This window comes from Streptomyces clavuligerus, from assembly GCF_005519465.1.
GTDB lineage: Bacteria > Actinomycetota > Actinomycetes > Streptomycetales > Streptomycetaceae > Streptomyces > Streptomyces clavuligerus.
On the sequence record NZ_CP027858.1, the window covers coordinates 5,098,355 to 5,121,965 of the forward strand.

Consider the following 23,611-nt stretch of genomic DNA (forward strand, 5'->3'; position numbering starts at 1 on the left):
CAACCGCCGCACCCTGGCGGAGCGTCGGGTTCCGGGGTCGTGGACCGCCTCGCTCCGGGGTCGCCCACCGGGGTGACACCCCACCGCACACCAGGGCGATTCCACCGGAAAACCCGGTCCTGTCCAGCGGAATTCCATCCCTTCGGGGTGTCGGACGGCGCGTTGGGCACCCTCCCCGCGCGACCCCAAATAGCGTCCAGTAGGGTTTGGTCCGCATAAACATCCAAACCCCCTGCCCGCGTCAGGGCCGGCGACCGACCAGCGAGACGGCCGCAGCCCGTCGCGCGGGCCGAGACTCTCGGGAAGGCGCTACGTGAGTCCCAACGGCTCCGACCGCTCGTCGCGGCGCCCGATGCGGCGGAAGCTGCCGCAGGTGCTGACTGCGGGCCTGATCCTGGTGACCGCCACCGGTTGCGAATACACATACAAGGACTTCCCCCGCCTCGGTATGCCAACGCCGGTCACGGAAGAGGCGCCGATCATCCTCTCCCTCTGGCAGGGCTCGTGGGCGGCTGCGCTCGTCACGGGTGTGCTGGTGTGGGGTCTGATCCTGTGGAGCGTCTTCTTCCACCGGCGTACCCGCACCAAGGTCGAGGTTCCTCCGCAGACCCGGTACAACCTGCCCATCGAGGCGCTGTACACCGTGGTCCCGCTCATCATCGTCTCGGTGTTCTTCTACTTCACCGCGCGTGACGAGTCCCGGCTGCTCTCCCTGTCCAAGAAGCCCGCCCACACCATCAATGTGGTCGGCTACCAGTGGAGCTGGGGCTTCAACTACATCGAGAACGTTCCCGGTGTGACCGGGGACGCGAAGACGGACAAGAACCTCAAGGCCATTCCGGACAAGTACCTGAAGGCCCTGCCGGAGAACGCGGGCGGCGTCTACGACGCCGGCATCCCCGGCACCCGGAATCCGCAGAACGGCAACCCCGGCCCCACGCTGTGGCTGCCGAAGGGGGAGAAGGTCCGCTTCATCCTGACCTCCCGAGACGTGATCCACTCCTTCTGGGTGGTTCCCTTCCTCTTCAAGCAGGACGTGATCCCCGGCCACACCAACGCCTTCGAGGTGACCCCCACTCAGGAGGGCACCTTCATGGGCAAGTGCGCCGAGCTCTGCGGTGTGGACCACTCCCGGATGCTCTTCAACGTCAAGGTCGTCTCCCCGGAGCGTTACCAGAAGCACCTGAAGGAGCTTGCCGACAAGGGGCAGACCGGCTACATCCCGTCTGGCATTGAGCAGACGGACCCGGCCAAAAACGCGGAGAAGAAGCAACTGTGAGCATCCTCAACGAATCCCAGGGTGCCGCCGAAGCAGCTGACGACTCATACGAGAACGAGCTGCCGGTACGGCGCAAGCAGCCGGGCAATGTGGTGGTGAAGTGGCTGACCACCACCGACCACAAGACCATCGGTACGCTCTACCTGGTCACGTCGTTCGTCTTCTTCTGCATCGGCGGCCTCATGGCGCTCTTCATGCGCGCCGAGCTGGCCCGTCCGGGTACGCAGATCATGTCGAACGAGCAGTTCAACCAGGCGTTCACGATGCATGGCACGATCATGCTGCTGATGTTCGCGACGCCGCTGTTCGCCGGGTTCGCGAACTGGATCATGCCGCTCCAGATCGGCGCGCCCGATGTGGCGTTCCCGCGGCTGAACATGTTCGCCTACTGGCTCTACCTCTTCGGCTCGCTCATCGCGGTGGGCGGCTTCCTGACCCCGCAGGGCGCGGCCGACTTCGGCTGGTTCGCCTACTCCCCGCTGTCGGACGCCGTCCGCTCGCCGGGCATCGGCGCCGACATGTGGATCATGGGCCTGGCCCTCTCCGGCTTCGGTACGATCCTCGGCTCGGTCAACTTCATCACCACGATCATCTGCATGCGCGCGCCCGGCATGACGATGTTCCGTATGCCGATCTTCACCTGGAACGTGCTGCTGACCGGTGTGCTGGTCCTGCTCGCCTTCCCGGTGCTGGCCGCGGCGCTCTTCGCGCTGGAGGCGGACCGCAAGTTCGGCGCCCATATCTTTGACTCGGCCAACGGCGGTGCCCTGCTCTGGCAACACCTCTTCTGGTTCTTCGGCCATCCAGAGGTGTACATCATCGCCCTGCCGTTCTTCGGCATCGTCTCGGAGATCATCCCGGTCTTCAGCCGTAAGCCGATGTTCGGCTACATGGGTCTGGTGGGCGCGACCATCGCGATCGCCGGTCTCTCCGTGACCGTGTGGGCCCACCACATGTATGTCACCGGCGGTGTGCTGCTGCCGTTCTTCTCCTTCATGACGTTCCTGATCGCGGTACCGACCGGTGTGAAGTTCTTCAACTGGATCGGCACCATGTGGAAGGGCTCGCTGTCCTTCGAGACACCGATGCTCTGGACGATCGGCTTCCTGATCACCTTCACCTTCGGTGGTCTGACCGGCGTCATCCTGGCCTCGCCGCCGCTGGACTTCCACGTCTCCGACTCGTACTTCGTCGTCGCGCACTTCCACTACGTCGTCTTCGGCACCGTGGTCTTCGCGATGTTCGCCGGCTTCCACTTCTGGTGGCCGAAGTTCACGGGCAAGATGCTGGACGAGCGTCTGGGCAAGATCACCTTCTGGACGCTGTTCCTCGGATTCCACGGTACGTTCCTGGTCCAGCACTGGCTGGGCGCGGAGGGAATGCCGCGGCGTTACGCGGACTATCTCGCCGCCGATGGATTCACCGCGCTGAACACCATCTCCACCATTGCCTCGTTCGTTCTGGGCGCGTCGATCCTGCCGTTCTTCTACAACGTCTGGAAGACCGCGAAGTACGGAAAGAAGATCGAGGTGGACGACCCCTGGGGTTATGGCCGCTCGCTCGAATGGGCGACGTCCTGCCCGCCGCCGCGGCACAACTTCCTCACGCTGCCGCGTATCCGTTCGGAATCTCCGGCCTTCGATCTGCACCACCCCGAAATCGCGGTTGTCGACCAGCTCGAAAACCGTGGTGAGGTCGACAAGGCCCTGACCGCTGGGAAGGAGGCGGCCAAGTGAAGATCCAGGGAAAGATGTTCCTCTGGCTGAGTGTCTTCGTCCTCGCCGTGGCCATCCTCTACGGCGTCTGGTCCAAGGAGCCGGCCGGTACGACCGCGCTGTTCCTGGCGTTCGGCCTCTGTGTCATGGTCGGCTACTACCTGGCCTTCACGGCCCGGCGGGTCGACGAGATGGCACAGGACAACACCGAGGCCGACGTGGCCGACGAGGCCGGTGAGCTGGGATTCTTCTCCCCGCACAGCTGGCAGCCGCTCGCGCTGGGAGTCGGCAGTGCGCTCGCCTTCCTCGCCGTGGCCGTCGGCTGGTGGCTGCTCTACTTCTCCCTGCCGGTCATCTTCATCGGCATCTTCGGCTGGGTGTTCGAGTACTACCGCGGTGCGAACCAGAACCAGTGATCCGGCGGTAGCCCCGCTCCACTGACACCGCGTCGGACCCGGGTCCCTCCTCGCGAGGGGCCCGGGTCCGCCGTTTGCACGCGCTCAGCGCGCGGCCCGCGGCCGGTCTCCCTACGGTGGTGACCATGAACCGTAAGCCGCACCTCAGCGCCGTCCTCCGCTGTACCGTGCTGGTGCTCTCGCTGGGGGCCTTCATCACCGCCTGCGGTGAGAAGGAAGGCCCTCACCCGCTGGCGGGCAAACCCTTCGACGCCGCCGGCCAGGTCGTCTTCAACACCCCCAGGAACGGCGCCAAGGCCGATCCGGACAAACCCTTCGAGGTCACCGCCAAGGTGGAGGAGGCCCGGATCACCGATGTCACCGTCGTGGACCACGCGGGCCACCACCTCGCCGGGGAACTGGCGGCCGACGGCAGCCGCTGGCGCTCCACGGCCGCGCTGTCGGCCGGGGCGCGCTACACCGCCCGGGTGACCACCGAGAGCAAGGAAGGCACCGTGGGGGCCCGTCGGGTCACCTTCGCGACCTCCCCGGCGAAGCGCCTGCTCAAGATGGCCTTCCTCCCGGAGGAGGGCACCTTCGGCGTCGGCCAGCCCCTGGTGGTCGAGCTGAGCCATCCGGTGCCCGACCGGGCCGGCCGGGCGGTGGTCGAACGGGCCCTGAAGGTGCAGTCCACCCCGTCGGTGGAGGGCGCCTGGCACTGGCTGAACGACGACGCCCTGCACTACCGGCCCAAGGAGTACTGGCCCGCCGGAGCCAAGGTCAAGATCGTGAACAACCTCAAGGGTGTCAAGATCTCCAACCAGCTCTACGGCGGCACCTCCAAGGGGGCGTCGATCACCATCGGGGACCGGATGGAGGCCATCACCGACGCCTCCTCGCACTGGATGACGGTCTTCCGCAACGGTGAGGAGCTGACCAGCATCCCCATCACCACCGGCAAACCCGGCTTCGCCACCCGCAACGGCATCAAGGTGGTGCTCGGCAAGGAGTACTTCGTCCGGATGCGCGGCTCCAGCGTCGGCATCGGCGGCTCCGAGGCGTACAACCTGCCGGTCTACTACGCCACCCGGGTCACCTGGAGCGGCGAGTACGTCCACGCGGCGCCCTGGTCCATCGACTCGCACGGCTACGCCAACGTCAGCCACGGCTGCACCGGGATGTCCACATCGAACGCCGCGTGGTTCTACGAGACGTTCAAGGAGGGCGACATCGTCCAGGTCGTCAACAGCATCGGCGACGACATGGACCCGTTCGGGAACGGCTACGGCGACTGGAACCTGGACTGGGACGAGTGGCGCGAGGGCAGCGCGCTGGTCTCCGGTGTCAGGGACGGCAGCAGCCCGTCCGACGCCGCCCGGCTGCGGCCCCGTCTCTGAGCCCGTCAGGGCCGTTCAGCGGCCGGTCAGGGCCTGTTCCGCCGCCCGGGAGGGAGACAACCCCCGGCGGGCGGCGGCGGGCCCTCGTCAGGCCCCTATGGCCTGCCGCCGGCGCAGCAGCGAGGCCAGGGCCCCGGCCAGCTCCACCGGGTCCACCGGAAGCGTCACAGCGGCCTCGGCGCGGCTCCAGGTGGCCAGCCAGGCGTCCTGCGGACGGCCGATCAGCAGCAGGACCGGAGGGCACTGGAAGACCTCGTCCTTGATCTGGCGGCAGACCCCCATGCCGCCCGCGGGCGCCGTCTCCCCGTCCAGCACACAGACGTCGACCCCGCCCCGCTCCAGCTCCGCCAGGACCGCGGGCAGCGTCGCGCACTCGATGAACTCGACGGCCGGGACATCCGGGGCGGGCCTGCGGCCGGCCGCCAGCCGTACCTGTTCGCGGGTGGTGGCATCATCGCTGTAGACCAGCACGGTGGCGGTCGGCTGCATCGTTCCTCCGCGTCGTTGGACACCTGGGAGATCCCTGGGGGGATCAGGTACCGATGGGCCGGATGGTACTCGTTCCAACTGCCGGTAAACAGCCGTTCGGACTGTCGCTCGATGGGCCGTTCGGGCAGCGCCGGGCCCATGGACACACCGAACGGCACCCCCCGGAGTGAGGGCGGGATAAGCGACCGACATAATGTCGGTCGTGGCGACAGCAACGACAGTAGAAACCGGGCACGCGCACCCGTCGGTCAATCGGCCGAACCTCGTCAGCGTCGGAACCATCATCTGGTTGAGTTCCGAGCTGATGTTCTTCGCGGCCCTCTTCGCGATGTACTTCACTCTGCGCTCGGTGACGGGTGCCGAGTACTGGTCCTCAAGGGCCGACCTTCTGAACTTCCCGTTCTCGATGACGAACACCACGATCCTGGTGCTCTCCTCCCTCACCTGCCAGCTCGGCGTTTTCGCCGCCGAGCGCGGCGATGTGAAGAAGCTGCGTACGTGGTTCATCATCACGTTCGTCATGGGCGCGATCTTCGTTGGCGGTCAGGTGTACGAGTACACCGAGCTGGTCCAGCACGGGGTCACCCTCTCCTCCGACCCGTACGGCTCGGTGTTCTACCTGACCACCGGCTTCCACGGACTGCATGTGACGGGCGGCCTGATCGCCTTCCTGCTGGTCCTGGGCCGGACCTACGCGGCCAGGAGATTCACCCATGAGCAGGCAACCTCCGCCATCGTCGTGTCCTACTACTGGCACTTCGTCGATGTCGTCTGGATCGGCCTCTTCGCCACGATCTACTTGATCAAGTAACGGGCGCGGGCCACCGGCCCGAGCAGACACAGTCCAGAAGCATCGACGCAGAAAATCCTGACACCGGGGTAATCCGTGAAAAAGCTCTCCGCACGACGACGCCATCCGCTGGCGGCGGTCGTCGTCCTACTCCTCGCGCTGGCGGCCACCGGGGGGCTGTACGCCGCGTTCGCGCCTGCGGACACGGCACAGGCCGATCAAACCGCCCAGTCCCTCGCCATCGAGGAGGGCAAGAAGCTCTACACCGTCGGCTGCGCCAGCTGCCACGGTACCGACGGTGAGGGAACCACCGACGGTCCGTCGCTGGTGGGTGTCGGGTCCGCCGCCGTCGACTTCCAGGTCGGCACGGGACGTATGCCCGCCCAGCAGCCCGGCGCCCAGGTGCCGAAGAAGAAGAACATCTACACCCAGGCGGAGATCGACCAGCTCGCGGCGTACGTCGCCTCGCTGGGCGCCGGTCCGATCACGCCGACCGAGCAGCAGTACAGCCCCACCGGCGCCGATGTCGCCAAGGGTGGCGAACTCTTCCGCACCAACTGCGCCCAGTGCCACAACTTCACCGGCAAGGGCGGCGCGCTGACCAATGGCAAGTACGCCCCCACGCTGGAGGGCGTCAGCGCCAAGCACCTCTACGAGGCCATGCAGACCGGCCCGCAGAACATGCCCTCCTTCCCCGACGGCGTCATGCCCGAGCAGGAGAAGCGAGACATCATCGCGTACGTCGAGACCATGAACGACCCGAAGGTCGCCTCCAGCCCCGGCGGGATCACGCTGGGCGGGCTCGGTCCCGTCAGCGAGGGTCTGTTCGCCTGGGTGGCCGGTCTCGGTGCGCTGATCGCCGCCGCCGTCTGGGTCGCGGCCCACACTGCTAAGGCCAAGAAGTCATGAGTAGCCAAGACATTCCAGAAGAGAACCTGCCCGAAGAGCAGGCCGCCGCGCACGGCGCGGCAGGGCACGGCGGCACGGCCACCGTGACGAAGCACGCGGACGACAACCCGTTCCACGACCCCGGTCTGCCGGCCCACAAGCCGCGCATCCAGGACATCGACGAGAAGGCCGCCAAGCGGTCCGAGCGCACGGTCGCCGTGCTGTTCATGCTGTCGATGCTGGCCACGGTCGCGTTCATCGCCTGCTTCGTGATCTTCCCGATCGACAAGCTCGTCTACATCTGGCCCTTCGGCCGGGTGAGCGCGCTCAACTTCTCGCTGGGCTGGACGCTCGGCGCGGCCCTCTTCTTCATCGGCGCGGGCGCGGTCCACTGGGCCCGCACCCTGATGTCCGACGAGGAGATCGCCGACGACCGTCACCCGATCGAGGCGTCGCCCGAGGTCAAGGCCAAGGTCATGGCCGACTTCCGACAGGGTGCCGAAGAGTCGGGCATGGGCCGCCGCAAGCTCATCCGCAACACCATGTTCGGTGCGCTGGCGCTCGTCCCGCTGACCGGTGTGGTCCTGCTGCGCGACCTCGGTCCGCTGCCGGAGAAGAAGCTGCGCAAGACGCTCTGGGCCAAGGGCAAGCAGCTCATCAACATGAACACGCATGAGCCGCTGCGTCCCGAGGACATCACGGTCGGCTCCCTCGTCTTCGCGATGCCCGAGGGGCTGAAGGAAGACGACCACAACTTCCAGATCGAGATCGGCAAGGCCGCCCTGATGCTCGTCCGCATCCAGCCGGACGACATCAAGGACAAGCGCGAGCTGGAGTGGTCGCACGAGGGTGTCGTCGCCTTCTCCAAGGTCTGCACCCACGTCGGCTGCCCGATCAGCCTCTACGAGCAGCAGACCCACCACGTGCTCTGCCCGTGTCATCAGTCCACCTTCGACCTCTCCGACGGAGCCCGTGTCATCTTCGGGCCCGCCGGTCACCCCCTTCCGCAGCTGCGGATCGGTGTGAACGCGCAGGGCAACCTCGAAGCGCTCGGCGACTTCGAGGAGCCGGTCGGTGCGTCCTTCTGGGAGCGCGGATGAGTACAGCGACAGCAACAGACGACAAGCGCACCGAGCGCAAGGCACCCGCCGGTGAGCGGGTCGCCGACTGGGCGGACGGCCGGCTGGGGATCTACTCCCTCGCCAAGGCCAACATGCGGAAGATCTTCCCGGACCACTGGTCCTTCATGCTGGGTGAGATCTGCCTCTACAGCTTCATCATCATCATCCTCACGGGTGTGTATCTGACGCTGTTCTTCACCCCGTCGATGAACGAGATCACGTACCACGGCAGCTACATCCCGCTCCAGGGTGTGCGCATGTCCGAGGCGTACGCGTCGACGCTGGAGATCAGCTTCGACGTCCGCGGTGGTCTGCTCATCCGCCAGATCCACCACTGGGCCGCCCTGATCTTCGTCGCGGCGATGATGGTCCACATGATGCGCGTCTTCTTCACGGGCGCCTTCCGCAAGCCGCGCGAGATCAACTGGCTGTTCGGCTTCCTGCTGCTCGTCCTGGGCATGTTCACCGGTTTCACCGGTTACTCGCTCCCGGACGACCTGCTCTCCGGCACCGGTGTCCGCTTCATGCAGGGCGCGATCCTGTCCGTGCCGATCGTCGGTACGTACATCTCGATGTTCCTGTTCGGCGGCGAGTTCCCCGGCCACGACTTCGTGCCCCGGTTCTACTCGATCCACATCCTGCTGCTGCCCGGCATCATGATGGCGCTGCTCGTGGGTCACCTGATCCTGGTCATCTACCACAAGCACACGCAGTACGCGGGCCCCGGCCGCACCGAGAAGAACGTCGTCGGCATGCCGCTGATGCCGGTCTACATGGCCAAGGCGGGCGGCTTCTTCTTCCTGGTCTTCGGCATCATCTCGGTGATCGCCGCGGTGGCCACCCTCAACCCGATCTGGGCACTCGGCCCCTACCGGGTGGACCAGGTGTCCACAGGCGCCCAGCCGGACTGGTACATGGGCTTCGCCGAGGGTCTGATCCGCGTGATGCCCGGCTGGGAGATCAACTTCTGGGGTCACACACTCGCCCTGGGTGTGTTCATCCCGCTGGTGATCTTCCCGCTGGTCCTGGGCGCGATCGCGGTCTGGCCGTTCATCGAGTCCTGGGTCACCGGCGACAAGCGCGAGCACCACATCCTGGACCGTCCGCGCAACGCCCCGACGCGCACCGCCTTCGGTGTGGCCTGGCTGACCGCGTACTTCATCATGCTGATCGGCGGTGGCAACGACATCGTCGCCACACACTTCCATCTGTCGATCAACGCGATCACCTGGTTCGTCCGGATCTTCTTCTTCGCCGGACCGGTCATCGCCTTCATCATCACCAAGCGGATCTGCCTCGGTCTCCAGCGCCGTGACCGGGACAAGGTGCTGCACGGCCGGGAGACCGGCATCATCAAGCGGCTGCCGCACGGCGAGTTCATCGAGGTGCACGAGCCGCTGCCGCAGGGCGAGCTGTACACGCTGACCTCGCACGAGCAGCACCAGCCGATCGAGCTGGGCCCCGAGGTCGACGAGAACGGCGTCCGCCGCAAGGTCTCGCTCACCAAGAAGGCCCAGGCCAAGCTGAGCCAGGGCTTCTACGGTGAGGGCAACCAGATCCCGAAGCCGACGGCTGAGGAGTACAAGGAGATCACCAGCGGCCACGGCCACCACTGATCACCTGATCTGATCGTCGCGATCGCCACAGCGAAGAGCCCCGTCCATTGCATGGACGGGGCTCTTCGCCGTCCCCGGGGGTGGATAGGGTGGGCGGAGGACTCCGCGTACCGCTGTATCGGCCGCTGTATCCGATGTACCCCCTTGTACCCCTGGAGTGGACCATGAACGTTGTGACCCCGGTCGGCGGCGACAGCGTGGCGGACCTCTCCTGGCCCCGCGTACTGAACGCCCTGCTGGACAACGACGACCTGAGCGCGGACGCCACGGCGTGGGCGATGGACCGCATCCTCAGCGGCGAGGCGACGAACGCGCAGATCGCCGGGTTCGCGGTGGCGCTGCGGGCCAAGGGCGAGACGGTGGACGAGATCTCCGGGCTCGTCCGCACCATGTACGAGCACGCCCATCTGATCGAGGTGCCGGGGCCGAGCGTCGACATCGTCGGCACGGGCGGCGACGGGGCCAAGACCGTGAACATCTCCACGATGTCGGCGATCGTGGTGGCCGGCACCGGGGCGAAGGTGGTCAAGCACGGGAACCGGGCCGCGTCGAGCGCGTCCGGCGCCTCCGATGTGCTGGAGAAGCTGGGCGTCGATCTGGAGCTGAGCCCGCGGCGGGTCGCCGAGGTCGCGGAGGAGGCGGGGATCACCTTCTGCTTCGCGGTGAAGTTCCACCCGGCGCTGCGGCATGTGGCCGCCGCGCGCAAGGAGCTGGGCATCCGGACCACGTTCAACTTCCTGGGGCCCCTGACCAACCCCGCGCGGGTGCGCGCGCAGGCGACCGGCGTCGCCGACGCGCGGATGGCGCCCATCCTGGCGGGGGTGCTCGCGGGGCGCGGCGCGTCGGCGCTGGTGTTCCGGGGGGACGACGGGCTGGACGAGCTGACGACGACGGCGACCTCGCGGGTGTGGGTGGTACGGGACGGCTCCGTGCGGGAGGAGCCCTTCGACCCGCGCGACGTGGGGATTCCGCTGGTGCCCGTGGAGGCGCTGCGGGGCGCTGACGCGTCGTACAACGCGGAGGTGGCGCGGAGGCTGCTCGCGGGTGAGGAGGGGCCGGTGCGGGACGCGGTCCTCCTGAATTCCGCGGCAGCGCTGGTGGCGCTCGATCCGGGGGACGCGCCGCTCACCGAGCAGATCGCCGCGCAGATCGCCCGCGCGGCGGAGTCCCTCGACTCGGGCGCCGCGCAGGAGGCCCTGACCCGCTGGATCACGGCGACGCATCGCCCTGACCCCGGCCATTGAGTTCTTCTCCGCCGCGCCTTGTCTTCTCCGCCGCGATGGCGGGTCGTTTCGCGGTGGTTGTCGGCGGTGCCGGGCATGGCGTCTCTTTTCCGCCGCGATGGTGGGATGTTCCGCGGTGGTGTTCGGCGGTGCCGGGCGGGCATGGCTGATGGTGTTTCGGCACCGCCGGGTCGCTGTCGCGCGGTTGCCCACCGTCGCGGCGGGTTGAAGGGGCTGGCTGCCCCTTTCATGGTCCCCTGAGCGGTGCCGGGCATGGCGTCTCTTTTCCGCCGCGACGGCGGGACGTCTCACGGCGGTTGTCGGCGGTGCCGAGCGGGCGTGGTCGGTGGTGTTTCGGCACCGCCGGACCGCTGTCGCGTGGTTGCTCGCCGTTGCGGCGGGTTGAAGAGGCCGTCTGAGCTGCCCCTTCATGGCCCCCTGGGGGCCGTCGCGGCGGGATGAAGGGCCGGTCCGTGCTGCCTTTCGTACCAGCCGGTGGCGGAGGGAAGAGGCGGGCAGCCTCTTCGTTTCCGGTGAACCCCGCGGGAGGCGCGCGGTCCGGGATGCGGGACGAGGTTGCGTGCGGGGGAGCTGCTGGCATACCGTCTGCGCAGGTCATGAGCGACAGCGACTACGGCCCCGGCCCGCTGTCCGGCAACCCTCCGTCCGTGGCGGGGTGCCCCGGGTGAAGACCAGGCCGTGGGCAGCGAGGTCCGCGGCAAGCGCGGACCCCTGCAAGCCCTGGGGTCCTGGTCCTCAAGGGAGCAGTCTCGTGAGCAAGCGAATGCGTTAGGGCGAATCGCCCCTTCTCCACCCTCCCTCGAATCGCCGCGCGGCCTCCGCGCCCGCGTACCCGAGGGACACCCGTACCCGGAACCCGCGCCGCCGCACGGCGCCCCGCGGCGTACCCGTACGGGCCCACGACGTCATTCCGCCTTGTCCCACCGGGAGATACCGCCATGTCCGCATGCCCGAACACCCTCATCGACACCGCCGTCTGCGCCCCGCTCCCCGTCCTCGGCCGGGATGTGACCGTCCCCCTCGTCACCGGGGGCGAGGTCACCTACGCCGCGCTCGACTACGCCGCGAGCGCCCCCGCCCTCCAGCGGGTCTGGGACGACGTCGCCGCGTACGCCCCGTACTACGGCAGCGTCCACCGCGGCGCGGGCTATCTCTCGCAGCTCTCCACGGACCTCTTCGAGAACAGCCGCGCCACCGTCGCGGAGTTCCTCGACTGCCGCGCCGATGACCAGGTGGTCTTCACCCGGTCCACCACCGACTCGCTGAATCTGCTGGCCTCCGCGCTCCCCGAGGGCTGCCAGGTCTTCGTCTTCGAGACCGAGCACCACGCCTCGCTGCTGCCCTGGGGTGACGGCGCCCGGGTGACCTGTCTGGACGCGCCCCGCACCCCCGAGCAGGCCGTCACCACCCTGGAGCGGGCGCTCGCCGACCGCGACCCCTACGGGCCCGCCCTGGTCTGTGTGACGGGCGCGTCCAATGTGACCGGTGAGCTGTGGCCGGTGCGGGAGCTGGCCGCCGCCGCCCACGCCCACGGCGCGCGGATCGTGCTGGACGCCGCCCAGCTCGCGCCCCACCACCCGGTCTCCGTGCAGGAGTTGGACGTGGACTGGGTCGCGTTCTCCGGGCACAAGCTGTACGCGCCGTTCGGCTCGGGCGTGCTCGCGGGCCGCGCCGACTGGCTCCGGGCCGCGAAGCCCTACCTCGCGGGCGGCGGCGCCTCCCGCACCGTCGCCCGCCGCCCCGACGGCGCTGTCGACGTCGAGTGGCACACCACCGCCGCCCGCCACGAGGCCGGTTCCCCCAACGTCATCGGCGTCTACGCCATCGCCTCCGCCTGCAAGGCCCTCACCGAGGCGGGCTTCGACTCCCTCGTCGCCCGCGAGCAGTCCCTCGTCTCCGCCGTCCGTACCGGCCTCGCCGCGATCCCCGAGGTCACGGTGCTCTCGCTGTTCGGCGACGAGGCCCCCCGCGTCGGCGTGATCTCCTTCGTCGTCCAGGGCTGGAACAGCTCCCACTTCGCCGCCGCCCTCTCCGCCGAATACGGCATCGGCGTCCGCGACGGGCTCTTCTGCGCCCACCCGCTGGTGCGGACCCTGCTCGGCAGCGACCCGCAGGACCCGGGGGAGTGCGGCGCGCCCGAGGCCGCGCCGGGCGAGAAGTCCCTCAACGCCATCCGGGTCAGCTTCGGCGCGGGCACCCCGGACGAGCACGTCGAACGGTTCCTGGACGCCGTGCGGGAGTTGGTCGCCCAGGGCGCGCGCTGGACCTACCGCACCGAGGACGGCCGCTGCGTCCCCGACACCACGGGCTGAGGCGCGGGCAGCCGGGTCCCGATCAGGATCATCCGCAGGGCCCGCTCGGTGGCGTCGGCCAGGAACTCCCCGCCCCGGCCCAGCGCCTCCGTCAGCGAGACCGGCGCGGGCAGGATCGAGCTGTACGCGTCGACACCCGCCGACCGCACCTGCTGCGCCCCCTCGCCGATGGTCCCGGCGAGGGCGAGGACCGGGCGGTCGTACCGCTTGGCCCGGCGGGCCACCTCGGCGGGAACCTTGCCGCGCGGGGTCTGGTGGTCGAGCGCGCCCTCCGCGGTGACCACCAGATCGGCCCGGGCCAGCCGCTCGTCCAGGTCGAGATGGTCGAGGAGGACGTCGAAGCGGGGCAGCAACTGGGCGCCGAGCGCCGCGAGTCCCGCGCCGAGACCGCCGGAGGCGCCCGTTCCGGGTCCGCCGTACAGATCGGCGCCCACCCGCAGATCGCGGGTGAGGACGGCCGCCCAGCGCTCCAGACCGGCCGCGAGCTGTTCCACCTGCGCCGGGGTCGCCCCCTTCTGCGGGCCGAAGACCCGGGCGACACCGCGTTCCCCGCAGAGCACGTTGAACGGATTGCAGGCCACGCGGATCTCCGTCCCGGCGAGCCGGGGGTCGAGCCCGGAGGCGTCGATCCGGTCGACCCGGGTCAGCTCGCGCCCCCCGAACGGGAGTTCCCGCCCGTCGGCGTCGAGCAGCCGGGCCCCCAGCGCCTGGAGTGCGCCGGCCCCGCCGTCCGAGGTGCCGGAGTCGCCGCAGCCGACGAGGATTCTGCGGACGCCCGTGTCCAGCGCGGCGCGGATCAGCTCGCCGACGCCGTAGGTCGTGGTGGCGCCCGGGTCGCGCAGATCGCGCGGCACCAGCGAGAGTCCGGCGACGGCGGCCATCTCCACCACCGCGGTCTCCTCGTCCGCGCCGAGCAGCGCGAAGTGCGTCCCGATGCGTTCCCCGGTGGGGCCGGTGGCCCGCAGCGGCACCAGCCGCCCGCCGGACGCGGCGGCCAGCGCGTGGGCCGTGCCCTCCCCGCCGTCCACCAGCGGGATCAGATCGATCTCGGCCTCCGGCACCACCCTGCGCACACCTTCGGCGATGGCCTCGGCCGCGGACTGGGCGGACAGGGACTCCTTGAAGCCGCTGGGCGCGACGGCGAAACGGGTCAGCATCGTACGAACTCCTGACGGACGGAGGGAAACACGGGGAAGAAGTCGTGGGGCTCAGCGGAGCGGCACGCCGAGCAGCGGCCAGACCGCCACCGCGAAGAGCAGCACCAGCAGCGCGCTCAGCGGGGCCAGGACGGCCGAGAGCCGCAGCAGGTCGCGTGGGGTGTAGGTGGGCACGCCCGGGATCTCCGCGAAGAGCGTGACCGGTTTCGCGGAGGCGGGCAGGGTGTGGCAGAAGCCCGCGGCGGCGGTCGAGGCGAGCGCCGCGGCCACCGGGTTCACCCCGGCTCCGGCCGCCGCCGCCACGACCAGCGGCACCAGCACCGAGGATCTCGCCGAGCGGGACTGGAGCACCAGATGCGCCACGGTGGAGATCAGGACCACCACCGAGAGGAAGGCCCACGGCGGCAGGTCCAGCGGTATCCCGCCCACCATCCAGTCGGCCGCCCCGGAGTCGGCGAGCGCCACGCCCATCGCCATCGTCGCGGCCATGAAGAGCAGCAGCGACCAGGGAACGGTCTTCAGCGCGTCCTTGAGCCGCACGGTGCCCAGCGCGGGCGAGGCGGCGACTATGGCGCCGATCAGCGCGACCACGGCCGGCGGCACCCGGTGCAGGGGCTCGCTGCACCACAGTACGACGACGGTGGCCAGCAGCAGGGCGCATCGGGTCTCGGCGGGCTCCCACGGACCGGTCACCGGCCGGTCGCTGTGCGCCTGGATCTCCTCGGCGGTGATGTGCACGGGCCCCTTGCGGTCCGCGCGGCTCGTGGTGGTGAACAGCACCACCTCGGCGGCGAGATGGGAGGAGACGACGGCCAGCGGGAGCCCGATGAGCAGCCACTCGGTGAAGCCGATGCGCTCCCCGACCGCCTCCCAGAGCACGGAGACGGTGATGAGATGGGCGCCCGCGCCGATCAGTGTGGCCACCGCCGACAGCAGGATGACGGTGGGGAAGAGCAGCGCCAACATCACCACCAGGCGCTTCCGGTCGGCGAGTGCCTTGGCCAGCGCCAGGAAGACGGGCATCGCGAGCGCGGCCCGTCCGGAGGTGGCCGGTACCGCGAAGGCGGTGACCACGAGCGCCGCGGTCGTCAGATGGACGAGCTGGCGCACGGTGCGTGCCCCGCCGACGAGGAAGGCCGCGGCCCGCCCGGCGAGCCCGGTCTTCGCCACGGCGGCGGCCAGGACGAAGGCGCAGATCAGCAGCCACACCGTGTCGTCGCCGAGGGTGCCGAACAACTCGTCGCTGCTGATGACCCCGGTGGCGGTGAGCGCGAGCCCCGCGCCGAGCGCGATATAGGTGTCGTCGATCGGGGTGCCGATCCAGGCACAGGTCGCGATGGCGAAGATCGCCAGGGTGAGCCGGGCGTCGCCGCTCAGCCCCGGGAAGTTGCCGGGGACCACGAGCAGCGCGCAGATGCTCAGGGCCACGCACAGGGTGGTCGCTTGTCGCAGGTTCAAGGTCACATGAGAGAGCCTTCACCCGGGCGGTGAGTGCTCCATGAGCCCTTCATGAAGGAAACTTCACCCACTGTCCCCCGTACGGCCCACCCGTCACAGGCAGTTGGCTTCCCCGGCCGGTCCGGGGAAGCCGGTCGGCCGGGGCACCGGGCGGTGAGCCGGTCAGTCGGGGAGCCGGTATCCCATGCCCCGCACCGTCTCCACCCGGCCCGCGCCCAGCTTCTTGCGCAGGGCGCGGACATAGACGTCGACGATGTTGGAGCCCGGGTCGAAGTCGTACCCCCAGACATGGGAGAGGATCTGCTCCCGGGAGAGCACCTGGCCGGGGTGGCGCAGAAAGAGTTCGAGCAGTACGAACTCGCGTGCCGTCAGATCGACGGTCCGCTCGCCCGAACGGGCCCTGCGGGTACGGAGATCGAGCGACAGCTCCCCGTTGCGCAACACCGTCACCTCGGGCGCGCGGGCGGCGGTGCGCAGCCGCAACCGGACCCGCGCCAGCAGTTCCTCGAAGCGGAACGGTTTGGTCATCCAGTCGTCCGCGCCGCCTTCGAGACCGGCGACGGTGTCCCGCACGGAGTCCCGCGCGGTCAGGATGATCACCGGTACGGAGACCCGGGCCTCGCGCAACTGCCGCAGCACGGTGAAGCCGTCCCGCCCCGGCAGCCCGATGTCCAGCACGATCAGATCGAAGCCGCCGGTGACGGCGTAGTCGAAGGCGGAGTCGCCGTCCCCGACGACGGTGGTGGTGAAACCGTTGGCCCGCAGCCCCTTCTCGACGAACGAGGCGATGCGCTCCTCGTCCTCGACGATGAGTATCCGGTTCACAGGGTCGCCTCTCTCGGGTCTCTCGGTTCTCTCGGGTCTCGCGGGGGTACGAGGTCGCGCTGGGCCAGGTCCTGCTGGAGGACGAGGACGAAGGTGGCGCCGCCGCCCTCGGTGGGCCGCAGCTCGACGCGTCCGCCGTGGCCCTCCGCTATGGCCTTCACGATGGCGAGGCCGAGTCCCGCCCCGGTGGCGCGGGCGCCCCGCCGCGCGGTGCCGCGCCGGAACCGCTCGAAGATCACCTCGGCGTCCTGGGGCTGCACCCCGGGCCCGCTGTCGGCGACATACAGCTCGATGCCGTCCTCCAGGCTGCGGGAGCCGATGGAGACCCGCTGCCCGGGGACGGTGTGCTGGACGGCGTTCTGCGCGAGCTGGACCATCGCCTGGGTGATCCGCTGGGGGTCGAGCCGGGCCTCGTCGTCGACGGTCTCGGCGAGCTGCCAGGTGCGGTCGCCGAGCGCCCGCGCCTTGACGAAGACATCGGCGGTCAACTCCCCGAGCTGGACGGGTTCGGGGGTGACGAAGTCGGGCCGCTCGGCCTTGGCCAGCAGCAGCAGGTCCTCGACGATCCGGCTCATCCGGTCCAGCTCCTCCATCACGATCCGTACGGTCTCCTCCCGTTCGGCCGGATCGTCGCCCATCAGCTCCAGATGGCCGCGGACGATGGTGATGGGGGTGCGCAGCTCGTGGCCCGCGTCGTCGACGAACTCCCGCTGGGCGGCGAAGGCGCGTTCCAGCCGGTCCAGCATGGCGTTGAAGGTCTCGGCGAGCGCGGCTATGTCGTCGCGGCCCTGGACGGGGATGCGCCGGGTCAGGTCCTGCTCGGTGAGCTGGGCGGCGGTGGTGCGCACCAGCCGTACGGGCTGGAGGATCCGTCCGGCGACGGCCCAGCCGATGCCGGTGGTCATCAGCAGGGCCACGCCGGATATCGCGAGCAGCATGGTGAAGACATCGTTCGCCTTGCCCTGTTCGGCCTCCGGGTGGATGGCGACGACGAACGCGGCCGGGGGCTGGCCGGGGCCCGCGTCGATCTCGGTCTTCGCCCAGTGGATGTCGCCGAAGGCGCGGTGCACGGTGCCGGTGGCCTGTGGTGAGCCGAAGACCTCGATCAGCGCCATGCGGTCCTTGGCCAGCGGCTCGTACGCCTGCACCTCGCGGTGCTGCTCCAGCGTCGCGGGGTGCATGCCGGTCCGCCCCACGAGGCCGAGGAGTTCCTCGTCGGGGTCGGCGTACTGCCGGACGAGGAACAGCTTCAGCAGTTCGCCGGGGTCGGTGAACCGGCCGCCGGTACGGGGGTCCACGCCCTGCTCGACGAAGTTGGCGAACTCCGCGGCCTCCTGCACCAGGAGCCCGTTGATCCGATGGTCCACATCGCGGAGGAGTACGGAGCGGGTGGCCGTCGCGACCGCGCCCAGGGCCACCGCCATCACCAGCAGCAGCCAGAGCATGATGCGCAGCCGTGCGGACACCCAGCGGCGTACCGGGTCAGCCGTCGTCACCGGAGTCGTCGCCGCCCACGCCGCCGTCGTCACCACCCGGGCCGTCGTCGTCGTTGTCGTCGCCGCCGGGCGGGTTCTCCTTCACCGGGGGCGGGGCCACGGTCTCGTCCACCGGCTGGGAGGGGGTCCGGCGGGGGGACGGGGGCCGGACGGTCTCATCGCTGGGGGAGGGCTCGGGGAGCCGGGACGGCGAGGTGGAGTCCTGCGGGTCGGAGGACTCCGGCTGCTCCGGCGCGCCGGTCGGGGCGCCGCCGCCGGGGGACGTGCTCTGGCCGATCTGCACCTTCGGCGGGACCTTGCGGTCGTCGGGGCTGTCGGTGAGGGCGTAGCTCGTCACCGCGATCCCGAGCGGGATCGCGACGACCGCGGCCAGGGCCGCTATGCGATGAGAGAAGACCATGTGTTCGATGGTGACCAGGCAGGCGAAGGGCGGAGATGAGACCGGGATGAGGAATTCTTCATCTTGGTGAAGGTTCTTGACACGGTACGGGTCGGGTGGGACGTACGGGGGGCGCCGTGCGGGGGGTGCGGCCGGGTCAGGAGTCCAGACCGATGGCGAACGCCGCCTCCAGGTCGTGCTGGGAGTAGGTGCGGAAGGCCACATGCGTGTCGGTGGCCTCGACGCCCGCGATCCTGCTGATCCGGCCGGGGATCACATCGGCGAGGTCGTCGTGGCGGGCCACCCGGACCATGGCGATCAGATCGTAGGTGCCGGTGACCGAGAAGACCTCGCTGACACTGTCCAGCGCCGCGATGGACTCGGCGATCTCGGGGATGCGGTCCACGCTGGTCTTGATGAGCACGATCGCGGTGATCACGGCTTGCTTTCTCCCTCGGTGGCCGCTGTGTGGACCTTCACTCTAGCCCCCCGTCCGTACCGTCCCCAGGCATAGAGAAACCCCAGGGCGAAGCCGACGAGATGGGCCAGATAGGCCACTCCCGCGCCACCGCTCGCCGTGCCGGAAGCCGCCATTCCCTGGAGGACGAACCAGAAGATCAGCACGATCCACGCGGGGAAGCGGAGCGGCAGGAAGAAGAGGAAGGGAAAGAGACTGGTGACCCTGGCCCTGGGGAAGAGAAAGAGAAAGGCCCCCAGCACCCCGGAGATCGCCCCCGACGCCCCCACCAGAGTCTGCTGCGACCCCGCGTTGGCCGCGGCGTACGCCGCCAGCGCCAGATAGCCCGTGACCGCGTAGAAGAGGACGAACTCCACGCGGCCCAGACGCTCCTCGGCCATCGCGCCGAAGACGTAGAGAAAGAGCATGTTCCCGAGCAGATGCAGCCAGTTCCCATGGAGGAACAGAGCGGTGAACGGGGTCAGCAGCGCGCCGGGATCGCCGCTCATCAGTTCGGCCGGGATCACCCCCCACCGTTCGAAGTACGCGCTCTGCGCCGCCCGCACCGCCGCCGCGTCCCGGCCGCCGTGCGGCGGATTCAGCCCCGACACCGGGCTGACCACGAAGAGCGCGCAGCAGACGGCGATCGTCGCGGAGGTCACGGCCGGGCCCGACACGGCACCGCGGACCGCCCCCCGGGCCACGTCCCGCCAGTCGATCATGGACAGATCATGGCGTAGCGGAGGAGAAGGGTACAGAGCGCCTCGCCGTGCCCTCAGGACCCCTGAGGCCATAGAGTTACAGGGAGTACACCCGCAGTTCGACGGCGCACCGCGGACCCCGCACCCCGCGCGGCGGCCGTGCGCCCGGCGAGAGCCGGCGTACGGCGGTGGCGCGGAGGAGCGTAGGACACACCAGAGAACGCACCAGACGCACCAGGCGTACAGGCGTACCGCGTGGTCCGATCGGCGTATCGGACGGGTGGGGCACACCGGGCGTACCCGGGCCCATCCGACCCGGGGCGCGCCCGTCGCGCCCCGCACGGGACGTACCGGGATGCACCGGGGCGCACCGGGCCGGGCACGGCCGTACGGACGGCACGGGCCGCAGACGCCGTACAGACCGGGCGGCGGGCTGGGCGAAGGAAAGAGGACGGCACTGATGACGACGGTCCCGACACCGACGACCGAGACCCGCTGGCGCTGCACGCTCTGCGGCAACCTCACCCGATTCGACGTCACCCGCTCCTCCCGGGTCGTCGAGTACGTCCATCTGGACCTCGCGGGGGAACCCAGGGTCGAGGAGCGCCAGGTGCTCAGTGAGACCATCGAGTCCGTGCGCTGTCGCTGGTGCAACGCACAGGACAAGATCGAATTGGTGGACAGGCCGGATACGGACTCCTGACGGAGCCGGCCACAGGGTAGTGGGGTGACGGATCGTGGAGCAGGCCGACAGCGGCGTGGAGCCGGCCGGAGGGGCCGGGGACGCCGCGGAGGCGCTCGACCGGCCGTTGCCGGACGGCGTACGGCGCAGGGTCGTCGCGCTGGTCGCGGACGCCTTCGGCGGGCTCACCGTCCCGGAGCTGCCCGCCCAGCTCCGGCAGTACGCCCGTTTCACCCCCTCCCGGCGCGCCCGGTTCGCGGGCAACGCCATGGCCGCCGCGCTGGAGAGCGACCCCGTCTTCCGGCAGCGCATCGGCGAGCGGCTGTCCCGGACCCAGCCCGAGCTGTGCTCCGCGCTGGTCGCCGGGGCGCCGCCCGCCGCCGCCGACCCCCTCGACGTCGCCGCCACCGCCTATGTGCTCCGCCCGCCGGGCTGGGTGAAGCTGGTGGAGGCCGCGGGCGAGGAGGCCGAGCGCGCCGACGCCGAGCGCGCCGACGAGGCCGGGCGGCGCGAGCTGGAGCGGCTGCGCGAGGAGCTGGCCGAGGCCCGTGACCACGCCCGGGGCGAGACCGAGCGGCTCCGCGGCGAGCTGGACACCGTCCGCAAGGAGGCCGAGGCGCTGCGCCGCAGGATGCGCGGCGCCCAGAGCGACCTCAAGCGCGGCGAGGCGGCCCTGCGCCGGGCCCTGGCCGAGGTCGACACCGTCCGGGCCGAGGGCGCGGCCCAGCTCTCCGCGGCGGAGAGCGAGAACCGCCGGCTCAAGGCCCGCCTCGGCGAGGCGGAGGCCGCCGTGGAGGCCGGGCGCAGGGCCGCCCGCGAGGGGCGCTCCGTCGAGGACATGCGGCTGCGGCTGCTGCTCGACACCGTGCTGGAGTCCGCCCAGGGCCTCCGCCGCGAACTGGCGCTGCCACCGGCCTCCATACATCCGGCCGACACCGTCGACGCGGTCGCGCCGGGCCGGATGTCCCCCAAGGACATCGCCGCCCGCGCGCTCTCGGAGACCGACCCGGCCCTCCTCGACCAGCTTCTCGCGCTGCCGCAGACCCATCTCGTGGTGGACGGCTACAACGTCACCAAGACCGGCTACCCCACCATGCCGCTGGAGAAGCAGCGACTGCGTCTCCTCGGCGGGCTCTCGGTGCTGGCCGCGCAGAGCGGGGCGGAGATCACCTGTGTCTTCGACGGGGCGGAGCTGGCGGCCCCGGTGCTGCTCGCCCCGCCGCGCGGGGTGCGGGTGCTCTTCTCGAAGCCGGGCGTCACCGCCGACGAGCTGATCCGCCAGCTCGTCCGGGCGGAGCCTCCCGGGCGGCCCGTGGTCGTGGTGTCGACCGACCGCGAGGTGGCCGACGGGGTGGCCAGGGCCGGGGCCCGGCCGGTCGCCTCGGTGATGCTGCTGAAACGGCTCTCCAGGGTCTGAGACCCGGCCGCCGGGCCGCCGGGGCGGACCGCACGACGCGTCCGGCCGTGCGACCGCGCGTCAGCGCCCGTCGCCGATCGTGGACTTGTGGTGGACGCGGAGTGAAGTCCTCGCGGCGGCAGTGCCGTTGTCCGTGGGGCGCGGGTAAAGAATGGTCTCCCGGCCGGATTTTTTCCCGGCGGGATTTGAAGTGATCACAAGAACGTCACTAAGGTCAGGCGTCGAACCTTCGCGCGGTCGATCATCCATCCGGGATGGCAGCGAAGGGCCGCCGAGTCCGTGCGCGCACACCGGCCGAGTGCGGGATGCGAGGGCGCGCGGAGCCGGAGCCGCAAGGACCGGGCTCCCCGGTAGGCGGCTCAGAGGAAGAAGGAGCCGTCCTCCGTGGCGTCCCACCGTCGTCCCAAGCAGCCGAGCCGCGCCCGGGTCACCGTGCTCACCGCGACCGCTGCCGCCGCCGTGGCCCTGACCTCCCAGACCGCCCAGGCCGACCCCAAGCCCGGCAAGGACGCGGTCAAGGAGAAGGTCGACAAGCTCTACACGGAGGCCGAGCGCGCCACCGAGAAGCTCAACGGCGCCAAGGAGCAGCAGGGCAAGCTCCAGAAGCAGGTCGACGCGCTCCAGGACCGGGTCGCCCGCGGCCAGGACGAGCTGAACGAGCTGCGGGACGCCCTCGGTTCGGTGGCCAGCGCCCAGTACCGCTCCGGCGGCATGGACCCGGCGCTCCAGCTCTTCCTCTCCTCCGACCCGGACGACTACCTCGACCAGGCGTCCGCGCTGGACCAGCTCGGCGCCAAGCAGACCGAGGCGATCAGCGACATCCAGGCCAAGCAGCGCACCCTGGCCCAGCAGCGCGAGGAGGCCCAGGAGAAGCTGGGCGACCTCGCCGACACCCGCAAGGAGCTGGGTTCCAAGAAGCGCGAGGTGCAGGGGAAGCTGGCCGAGGCGCAGCAGCTCCTCAACACCCTCACCGCGCAGGAGCGGGCCGAGCTGAAGCGGGTCGAGCAGGAGCGCGCCGACCGCGCCCAGGCCCGGGCCGAGCTGGCCGCGAAGGGCAGCGGCGGGGACAGCTCGGGACGGGAGAGCGCCGGTCGGCCGACGGGGGCGGCCAAGCCCGCGTCCGGCCGGGTCTCGTCCGCGTACGGCGCCGCCCAGAGCAAGATCGGATCGCCGTATGTCTACGGCGCGTCCGGCCCCAACTCGTTCGACTGCTCCGGCTTCACCTCCTGGGCCTTCGCCCAGGCCGACGTCGCCATCCCGCGCACCTCCCAGGCGCAGGCCCAGATCGGCACCCGGATCAGCTCGCAGGCCGATCTCCGCGTCGGCGACCTGGTGTTCTTCTACTCCGATCTGCACCACGTCGGCTTCTACGCGGGCGACGGCCAGATCCTGCACTCCCCGCGCACCGGCGCGGTGGTGCGGTACGAGTCCATCGACAACATGCCGTACCAGTTCGGGGTGCGGGTCTGACGCGGTACCGCCCCGCGTTCGCTCCGTACGGCGGCGCGCCCGCGCCCGCCCCTACCGCCTGACCCGCCCGCGCCGTCGACCGACCGACGCTCCGACCGGCCGGCCGACGCTCCGACCGGTCGGCCGACGCTCCGACCGGTCGGCTGACGGTCCGACCAGCCGTCCGATCGGGCGAATTCGCGTCCCGCGCCCTGATGCCGCGCCCCACCGGTGACCTGTGGTCTCACCGGTGGGGCGCGGTCGCGCGTGCCCCCCGAGGTCTTTGGCCGCTCCGTGGTCGCCCGGCTACTGTCTGCCGCGCACCAGACCGGCCCCTCGTCCTC

21 protein-coding genes and 1 riboswitch are annotated in these 23,611 nt (G+C 70.1%); of the genes, 13 read left to right on the plus strand and 8 right to left on the minus strand.

Translation table 11 applies throughout. The annotated features are described in order from the left end of the window. Positions 1-313: 313 nt before the first annotated feature. The 4 genes from ctaC (at position 314) to CRV15_RS21485 (ending at position 4,786) form a co-directional block, all read left to right on the plus strand. Positions 314-1,279, plus strand: a complete 966-nt coding sequence (gene ctaC, locus CRV15_RS21470; protein ID WP_003955640.1) for an aa3-type cytochrome oxidase subunit II — start codon at positions 314-316, stop codon at positions 1,277-1,279. After that, a complete protein-coding gene (ctaD, locus tag CRV15_RS21475) occupies positions 1,276-3,015 on the plus strand; it encodes an aa3-type cytochrome oxidase subunit I (protein WP_003955639.1) in 1,740 nt (579 codons plus the stop codon). The genes ctaC and ctaD overlap by 4 nt, the downstream gene beginning before the upstream one ends. Next, the gene (locus CRV15_RS21480; protein ID WP_003955638.1) at positions 3,012-3,410 is read left to right on the plus strand and encodes a cytochrome c oxidase subunit 4; all 399 of its coding nucleotides are present in this window, start codon (positions 3,012-3,014) and stop codon (positions 3,408-3,410) included. The genes ctaD and CRV15_RS21480 overlap by 4 nt, the downstream gene beginning before the upstream one ends. A 125-nt stretch (positions 3,411-3,535) precedes the next feature. Beyond that, a complete protein-coding gene (locus CRV15_RS21485; protein ID WP_009995942.1) occupies positions 3,536-4,786 on the plus strand; it encodes a L,D-transpeptidase in 1,251 nt (416 codons plus the stop codon). An 87-nt stretch (positions 4,787-4,873) separates the two neighbouring features. Here the strand turns inward: CRV15_RS21485 and CRV15_RS21490 are convergent, their stop codons facing one another. Beyond that, positions 4,874-5,275 carry a DNA-binding transcriptional response regulator gene (locus CRV15_RS21490; protein ID WP_003955636.1) on the minus strand — a complete coding sequence of 134 codons (402 nt, stop codon included), beginning with the start codon at positions 5,273-5,275 and terminating at the stop codon, positions 4,874-4,876. A gap of 193 nt (positions 5,276-5,468) precedes the next feature. On the opposite strand from CRV15_RS21490, the gene ctaE reads away from it, so the two are divergent. The 6 genes from ctaE (at position 5,469) to CRV15_RS21520 (ending at position 13,246) form a co-directional block, all read left to right on the plus strand. Continuing rightward, a complete protein-coding gene (ctaE, locus tag CRV15_RS21495; RefSeq protein WP_003955635.1) occupies positions 5,469-6,086 on the plus strand; it encodes an aa3-type cytochrome oxidase subunit III in 618 nt (205 codons plus the stop codon). A 75-nt stretch (positions 6,087-6,161) separates the two neighbouring features. Continuing rightward, positions 6,162-6,974, plus strand: coding sequence for a cytochrome bc1 complex diheme cytochrome c subunit (gene qcrC / locus CRV15_RS21500; RefSeq protein WP_003955634.1), 813 nt, complete (start codon positions 6,162-6,164; stop codon positions 6,972-6,974). After that, positions 6,971-8,053, plus strand: coding sequence for a cytochrome bc1 complex Rieske iron-sulfur subunit (gene qcrA, locus CRV15_RS21505; protein WP_003955633.1), 1,083 nt, complete (start codon positions 6,971-6,973; stop codon positions 8,051-8,053). The genes qcrC and qcrA overlap by 4 nt, the downstream gene beginning before the upstream one ends. After that, entirely contained in the window at positions 8,050-9,690 is a 1,641-nt protein-coding gene (gene qcrB, locus CRV15_RS21510) for a cytochrome bc1 complex cytochrome b subunit (RefSeq protein ID WP_003955632.1), read from the plus strand. Before qcrA ends, qcrB begins: the two co-directional genes overlap by 4 nt. Before the next feature lie 164 nt (positions 9,691-9,854). After that, complete coding sequence (trpD, locus tag CRV15_RS21515; protein WP_003955631.1) at positions 9,855-10,934, plus strand: anthranilate phosphoribosyltransferase; 1,080 nt, start codon at positions 9,855-9,857, stop codon at positions 10,932-10,934. Positions 10,935-11,526: 592 nt separating this feature from the next. Then, positions 11,527-11,644, plus strand: a riboswitch (SAM riboswitch). A 228-nt stretch (positions 11,645-11,872) separates the two neighbouring features. Next, complete coding sequence (locus tag CRV15_RS21520; protein ID WP_003960217.1) at positions 11,873-13,246, plus strand: aminotransferase class V-fold PLP-dependent enzyme; 1,374 nt, start codon at positions 11,873-11,875, stop codon at positions 13,244-13,246. Here CRV15_RS21520 and CRV15_RS21525 read toward each other — a convergent pair. The 7 genes from CRV15_RS21525 to CRV15_RS21555 form a co-directional block, all read right to left on the minus strand. Next, positions 13,201-14,403 (minus strand): glycerate kinase family protein, encoded by a 1,203-nt coding sequence (locus CRV15_RS21525; protein WP_003955628.1) that lies wholly within the window; start codon positions 14,401-14,403, stop codon positions 13,201-13,203. The two genes, CRV15_RS21520 and CRV15_RS21525, sit on opposite strands and share 46 nt — an antisense overlap. A 51-nt stretch (positions 14,404-14,454) precedes the next feature. After that, complete coding sequence (locus CRV15_RS21530) at positions 14,455-15,867, minus strand: SLC13 family permease (protein ID WP_003955627.1); 1,413 nt, start codon at positions 15,865-15,867, stop codon at positions 14,455-14,457. 156 nt (positions 15,868-16,023) lie between these two features. Next, positions 16,024-16,686: a response regulator transcription factor gene (locus tag CRV15_RS21535; protein WP_003955626.1), complete on the minus strand. Its 663-nt coding sequence runs from the start codon at positions 16,684-16,686 to the stop codon at positions 16,024-16,026. Then, the gene (locus CRV15_RS21540) at positions 16,683-18,182 is read right to left on the minus strand and encodes a sensor histidine kinase (protein WP_003960216.1); all 1,500 of its coding nucleotides are present in this window, start codon (positions 18,180-18,182) and stop codon (positions 16,683-16,685) included. The genes CRV15_RS21535 and CRV15_RS21540 overlap by 4 nt, the downstream gene beginning before the upstream one ends. Further along, complete coding sequence (locus CRV15_RS21545) at positions 18,169-18,582, minus strand: hypothetical protein (RefSeq protein WP_003955624.1); 414 nt, start codon at positions 18,580-18,582, stop codon at positions 18,169-18,171. The genes CRV15_RS21540 and CRV15_RS21545 overlap by 14 nt, the downstream gene beginning before the upstream one ends. 136 nt (positions 18,583-18,718) lie before the next feature. After that, the gene (locus CRV15_RS21550; RefSeq protein ID WP_003955623.1) at positions 18,719-19,000 is read right to left on the minus strand and encodes an Lrp/AsnC family transcriptional regulator; all 282 of its coding nucleotides are present in this window, start codon (positions 18,998-19,000) and stop codon (positions 18,719-18,721) included. Further along, on the minus strand, positions 18,997-19,740 hold the full coding sequence (locus CRV15_RS21555) for a rhomboid family intramembrane serine protease (protein WP_003960215.1): 744 nt from the start codon (positions 19,738-19,740) through the stop codon (positions 18,997-18,999). The genes CRV15_RS21550 and CRV15_RS21555 overlap by 4 nt, the downstream gene beginning before the upstream one ends. Before the next feature lie 439 nt (positions 19,741-20,179). Between CRV15_RS21555 and CRV15_RS21560 the strand changes: the two genes are divergently transcribed. The 3 genes from CRV15_RS21560 (at position 20,180) to CRV15_RS21570 (ending at position 23,288) form a co-directional block, all read left to right on the plus strand. Continuing rightward, positions 20,180-20,422 carry a hypothetical protein gene (locus tag CRV15_RS21560; protein ID WP_009995936.1) on the plus strand — a complete coding sequence of 81 codons (243 nt, stop codon included), beginning with the start codon at positions 20,180-20,182 and terminating at the stop codon, positions 20,420-20,422. Between the two features lie 34 nt (positions 20,423-20,456). Then, positions 20,457-21,818, plus strand: a complete 1,362-nt coding sequence (locus tag CRV15_RS21565) for an NYN domain-containing protein (RefSeq protein ID WP_003960213.1) — start codon at positions 20,457-20,459, stop codon at positions 21,816-21,818. A 384-nt stretch (positions 21,819-22,202) separates the two neighbouring features. Continuing rightward, positions 22,203-23,288, plus strand: a complete 1,086-nt coding sequence (locus CRV15_RS21570) for a C40 family peptidase (RefSeq protein ID WP_003960212.1) — start codon at positions 22,203-22,205, stop codon at positions 23,286-23,288. Positions 23,289-23,611: the final 323 nt, after the last annotated feature.

Coding starts and splice junctions, on each gene's coding strand:
- CRV15_RS21485 (WP_009995942.1), top strand. CDS start 3,536: ATGAACCGTAAGCCGCACCTCAGCGCCGTCCTCCGCTGTACCGTGCTG.
- CRV15_RS21490 (WP_003955636.1), bottom strand. CDS start 5,275: ATGCAGCCGACCGCCACCGTGCTGGTCTACAGCGATGATGCCACCACC.
- ctaE (WP_003955635.1), top strand. CDS start 5,469: ATGTCGGTCGTGGCGACAGCAACGACAGTAGAAACCGGGCACGCGCAC.
- qcrA (WP_003955633.1), top strand. CDS start 6,971: ATGAGTAGCCAAGACATTCCAGAAGAGAACCTGCCCGAAGAGCAGGCC.
- qcrB (WP_003955632.1), top strand. CDS start 8,050: ATGAGTACAGCGACAGCAACAGACGACAAGCGCACCGAGCGCAAGGCA.
- trpD (WP_003955631.1), top strand. CDS start 9,855: ATGAACGTTGTGACCCCGGTCGGCGGCGACAGCGTGGCGGACCTCTCC.
- CRV15_RS21520 (WP_003960217.1), top strand. CDS start 11,873: ATGTCCGCATGCCCGAACACCCTCATCGACACCGCCGTCTGCGCCCCG.
- CRV15_RS21525 (WP_003955628.1), bottom strand. CDS start 14,403: ATGCTGACCCGTTTCGCCGTCGCGCCCAGCGGCTTCAAGGAGTCCCTG.
- CRV15_RS21545 (WP_003955624.1), bottom strand. CDS start 18,582: ATGGTCTTCTCTCATCGCATAGCGGCCCTGGCCGCGGTCGTCGCGATC.
- CRV15_RS21555 (WP_003960215.1), bottom strand. CDS start 19,740: ATGATCGACTGGCGGGACGTGGCCCGGGGGGCGGTCCGCGGTGCCGTG.
- CRV15_RS21560 (WP_009995936.1), top strand. CDS start 20,180: ATGACGACGGTCCCGACACCGACGACCGAGACCCGCTGGCGCTGCACG.